This window comes from Pauljensenia sp. UMB6358, from assembly GCF_030216865.1.
Lineage (GTDB): Bacteria > Actinomycetota > Actinomycetes > Actinomycetales > Actinomycetaceae > Pauljensenia > Pauljensenia turicensis_A.
This window is the reverse complement of record NZ_JASOMS010000017.1, coordinates 1-5,353: the sequence shown is the minus strand read 5'-3', so window position 1 is coordinate 5,353 and position 5,353 is coordinate 1. Positions and strand designations below refer to the sequence as shown.

Genomic DNA, 5,353 nt, shown 5'->3' with positions numbered 1-5,353 from the left:
GGGTGTGTGGGTGTTGTTTGTGAACTCGATAGTGTGTTTGTTTTTATGCCTGTTTTTTGTTTTTGAGTTTGTTTTTATTGTTGGGATTGGCTGGCCGCGTTTTGGTGGTTGGTTTTTTCTGGATATGTTTTTGTTCGGAGAGTTTGATCCTGGCTCAGGACGAACGCTGGCGGCGTGCTTAACACATGCAAGTCGAACGATGATGCTCCAGCTTTGTTGGGGTGGATTAGTGGCGAACGGGTGAGTAACACGTGAGTAACCTGCCCTCTTCTTTGGGATAACGGTCGGAAACGGCTGCTAATACTGGATATTCACTCATTGGCGCATGTTGGTGGGTGGAAAGGTTTTTCTGGTGGGGGATGGGCTCGCGGCCTATCAGCTTGTTGGTGGGGTGATGGCCTACCAAGGCTTTGACGGGTAACCGGCCTGAGAGGGTGACCGGTCACATTGGGACTGAGATACGGCCCAGACTCCTACGGGAGGCAGCAGTGGGGAATTTTGCACAATGGGCGCAAGCCTGATGCAGCGACGCCGCGTGAGGGATGAAGGCCTTCGGGTTGTAAACCTTTTTCGCTCATGGTCAAGCCGCAGCTTTGGGTTGTGGTGAGGGTAGTGGGTAAAGAAGCGCCGGCTAACTACGTGCCAGCAGCCGCGGTAATACGTAGGGCGCGAGCGTTGTCCGGAATTATTGGGCGTAAAGGGCTTGTAGGCGGTTGGCCGCGTCTGCCGTGAAATCCTCTGGCTTAACTGGGGGCGTGCGGTGGGTACGGGTTGACTTGAGTGCGGTAGGGGAGACTGGAATTCCTGGTGTAGCGGTGGAATGCGCAGATATCAGGAGGAACACCGGTGGCGAAGGCGGGTCTCTGGGCCGTTACTGACGCTGAGGAGCGAAAGCGTGGGGAGCGAACAGGATTAGATACCCTGGTAGTCCACGCTGTAAACGTTGGGCACTAGGTGTGGGGGCCACCCGTGGTTTCTGCGCCGTAGCTAACGCTTTAAGTGCCCCGCCTGGGGAGTACGGTCGCAAGGCTAAAACTCAAAGGAATTGACGGGGGCCCGCACAAGCGGCGGAGCATGCGGATTAATTCGATGCAACGCGAAGAACCTTACCAAGGCTTGACATGCACCCTGACGCTGCAGAGATGTGGTGGCATTTGGTTGGGGGTGTGCAGGTGGTGCATGGTTGTCGTCAGCTCGTGTCGTGAGATGTTGGGTTAAGTCCCGCAACGAGCGCAACCCTTGCCCTATGTTGCCAGCACGTTATGGTGGGGACTCGTGGGGGACTGCCGGGGTTAACTCGGAGGAAGGTGGGGATGACGTCAAATCATCATGCCCCTTATGTCTTGGGCTTCACGCATGCTACAATGGTTGGTACAGAGTGTTGCGATATCGTAAGGTGGAGCGAATCACTTAAAGCCAGTCTCAGTTCGGATTGGGGTCTGCAACTCGACCCCATGAAGGTGGAGTCGCTAGTAATCGCAGATCAGCAACGCTGCGGTGAATACGTTCTCGGGCCTTGTACACACCGCCCGTCACGTCACGAAAGTTGGTAACACCCGAAGCTCATGGCCTAACCGGTTTTCCGGGGGGAGTGGTCGAAGGTGGGATTGGCGATTGGGACGAAGTCGTAACAAGGTAGCCGTACCGGAAGGTGCGGCTGGATCACCTCCTTTCTAGGGAGCCCGTTTTTGGGGATGCGCATCATGGCACGTGAGTGTGTGTGGTGTGTGTTTCTTGTGCTCGCATGTGTTCACCGAGGGTTTTTCTTGGTGGGTGTGGGTGCGTGGGTGTTTTTTAGTGGAAAACAGGGGTGCAAGCTCCATGGAAGCAGACACGCTGTCGGGTTCACGTTCAACACCGTTTGAGCGTTTTGGCTCGCATGTTGCCGCCTCTCTTTTTTGTTGCACTCTTTTTATGGGGTGTTTGGGGGGTGGTGGTGTGTGTGGTGGGTTGTTTGTGATTTGTATAGTGGTTGTGAGCATCTTTATTTTCTTGTTGTGTGGTTTTGTTTAGTTTTGTTGGGCATTCGGTGGATGCCTTGGCATCAAGAGCTGATGAAGGACGTTGCGGCCTGCGATATGCCTCGGGGAGTTGGCGAGCGAGCTTTGATCCGAGGGTGTCCGAATGGGGGAACCTAACCAGGGTTGTGCTTGGTTACCATCATCTGAACGTGTATAGGGTGGTGGGGGGAACGCGGGGAAGTGAAACATCTTAGTACCCGTAGGAAAAGATATTCCGTGAGTAGTGGCGAGCGAAAGCGGAGGAGGCTAAACCGTGTGCGTGTGATACTCGGCGGGGGTTGCGTGTGCGGTGTTGTGGGGCTTGTTCGTCTCTTCTCTGCCGGGGAGGGGCTTGCGTGTGTGATGGTAGTTGAACCGTGTGGGATAGCGGACCGGAGTGCGTGATAGTCGTGTAGATGGACTGTTGCATGCGTAGGTGGGATAGGTGCCCGAGTAGTGCGGGACTCGTGAAATCTCGTGTGAATCTGCCAGGACCACCTGGTAAGCCTAAATACTTCTTGATGACCGATAGTGCATAGTACCGTGAGGGAATGGTGAAAAGTACCCCGGGAGGGGAGTGAAATAGTACCTGAAACCGTGTGCCTTTAAGCCGTCAGAGCCTTGTGGGGTGATGGCGTGCCTTTTGAAGAATGAGCCTGCGAGTCAGTGATACGTGGCGTGCTTAACCCGTGTGGGGTATGCGTAGCGAAAGCGAGTCTGAAATATGGCGTGTGTCGCGTGTTCTGGACCCGAAGCGGGGTGATCTACCCATGGCCAGGTTGAAGCAGAGGTAAGACTGTGTGGAGGACCGAACCCACCAGGGTTGAAAACCTGGGGGATGAGCTGTGGGTAGGGGTGAAAGGCCAATCAAACTCCGTGATAGCTGGTTCTCCCCGAAATGCATTTAGGTGCAGCGTTGTGTGTTGCCTGGTGGAGGTAGAGCTACTGGATGGCCGATGGGCCCTATGGGTTACTGACGTCAGCCAAACTCCGAATGCCATTAGGTTGAGCATGGCAGTGAGACTGCGGGGGATAAGCTTCGTAGTCGAGAGGGAAACAGCCCAGATCATCAGCTAAGGCCCCTAAGTGTGCGCTAAGTGGGAAAGGATGTGAGATCGCGGTGACAACCAGGAGGTTGGCTTAGAAGCAGCCATCCTTGAAAGAGTGCGTAATAGCTCACTGGTCAAGTGGTTTCGCGCCGACAATGTAGCGGGGCTTAAGCGTACCGCCGAAGCTGTGGCACTCACACATGAAAGAGCCTGGGCAGGGGACCTGCCTAAGGTTGTGTGGGTGGGTAGGGGAGCGTCCTGCGTGCGGTGAAGCCTGCTGGGAACGGTTGGTGGAGCGTGTGGGAGTGAGAATGCAGGCATGAGTAACGAATGGCGGGTGAGAATCCCGTCCGCCGATTGACTAAGGGTTCCAGGGCTAGGTTTATCCGCCCTGGGTTAGTCGGGTCCTAAGGCGAGGCCGACAGGCGTAGTCGATGGACAACCAGTTGATATTCTGGTACCGCGTTGTGACCGCCAAATACTGAAGCTTTTATGCTAACCACCCGCATCTGGACTGTTCATTCCTTCGGGTTTGATCAGCTTGGGTGTTGTGGGATCCTGATTGTTGTAGGTAAGCGTGTTAACAGGGGTGACACAGGAAGGTAGCTGCCGCGCACCGATGGTTGTGTGTGTCTAAGGTTGTGGCCCGTCTGCCAGGTAAATCCGGTAGGCATGTAGGGTGAGGACTGATGGGGGTGCCCTTTTGGGGTGTCTGGTGGTGATCCTAAGCTGTCAAGAAAAGCCTCGACGTGAGGGCATGACGCGCCCGTACCCTAAACCGACTCAGGTGGTCAGGTAGAGTATACCGAGGCGTTCGAGTGAATCATGGTTAAGGAACTCGGCAAAATTCCTCCGTAACTTCGGGATAAGGAGGACCCTGTGACGTCCCCCCTTTTTTCTGGGTGTGTGCGTTGTGGGGTCGCAGAGAATAGGGAGAAGCGACTGTTTATCAAAAACACAGGTGCGTGCGAAGTCGTAAGACGATGTATACGCACTGACGCCTGCCCGGTGCTGGAAGGTTAAGAGGAAGGCTCAACCACCCTCGGGTGGTGAAGGCTTGAATTTAAGCCCCAGTAAACGGCGGTGGTAACTATAACCATCCTAAGGTAGCGAAATTCCTTGTCGGGTAAGTTCCGACCTGCACGAATGGCGTAACGACTTCTCCGCTGTCTCGACCATGAACTCGGTGAAATTGCATTACGAGTAAAGATGCTCGTTACGCGCAGAAGGACGGAAAGACCCCGGGACCTTTACTATAGCTTGGTATTGGTGTTCGCTTGGACTTGTGTAGGATAGGTGGGAGACTGTGAAGCAGGGGCGCCAGCTCTTGTCGAGTCGTCGTTGAAATACCATTCTGGTTCACGCGGTCATCTAACCTCGGCCCGTAATCCGGGTTGGGGACAGTGCCTGGTGGGTAGTTTAACTGGGGCGGTTGCCTCCCAAAAAGTAACGGAGGCGCTCAAAGGTTCCCTCAGCCTGGTTGGTAATCAGGTGGCGAGTGCAAGTGTACAAGGGAGCTTGACTGTGAGACCGACGGGTCGAGCAGGTGCGAAAGCAGGAACTAGTGATCCGGCCATGGCACGTGGGTGCGTGGTCGCTCAACGGATAAAAGGTACCCCGGGGATAACAGGCTGATCTTGCCCAAGAGTCCATATCGACGGCATGGTTTGGCACCTCGATGTCGGCTCGTCGCATCCTGGGGCTGGAGTTGGTCCCAAGGGTTGGGCTGTTCGCCCATTAAAGCGGTACGCGAGCTGGGTTCAGAACGTCGTGAGACAGTTCGGTCCCTATCCTCTGTGCGCGTAGGAAACTTGCGGAGGCCCGTCCCTAGTACGAGAGGACCGGGATGGACGAACCTCTGGTGTGCCAGTTGTACCGCCAGGTGCACGGCTGGTTGGCTACGTTCGGAAGGGATAACCGCTGAAAGCATCTAAGCGGGAAGCCTGCTCCAAGATGAGGTTTCCAACACCAGTAATGGTGTGAAGGCCCCCGCCAGACTAGCGGGTTGATAGGCCAGAGGTGGAAGCACAGCAATGTGCTCGCGAGCCGACTGGTACTAATTGGCCGACACTACACGAAACCACAAAAAGGCAACCAAAAGTAAGACTGCTTACAACCACTATACGAATCACACTCAACCCACACCCCCAGCGGGGGGAGTGGACAACACAAGCGAGTGACCATTTTTGCGGTGGTCATAGTAGTGGGGAAACGCCCGGAAACATTCCGAACCCGGAAGCTAAGCCCACAAACGCCAATGGTACTGCACCCGACAGAGTGTGGGAGAGTAGGACACCGCCGCAA

General features: G+C 55.1%; 3 rRNA genes. All 3 read left to right on the top strand.

From position 1 onward, the window contains the following. The first annotated feature begins 131 nt into the window (after nucleotides 1-131). The 3 genes from QP381_RS08375 (at nucleotide 132) to rrf (ending at nucleotide 5,353) form a co-directional block, all read left to right on the top strand. A 16S ribosomal RNA gene (locus tag QP381_RS08375) occupies nucleotides 132-1,673 on the top strand. 333 nt (nucleotides 1,674-2,006) lie between these two features. Next, nucleotides 2,007-5,128 (top strand): 23S ribosomal RNA (locus tag QP381_RS08370). 108 nt (nucleotides 5,129-5,236) lie between these two features. Then, nucleotides 5,237-5,353 (top strand): 5S ribosomal RNA (gene rrf, locus QP381_RS08365). Together the 16S, 23S and 5S rRNA genes form the textbook arrangement of a ribosomal RNA operon.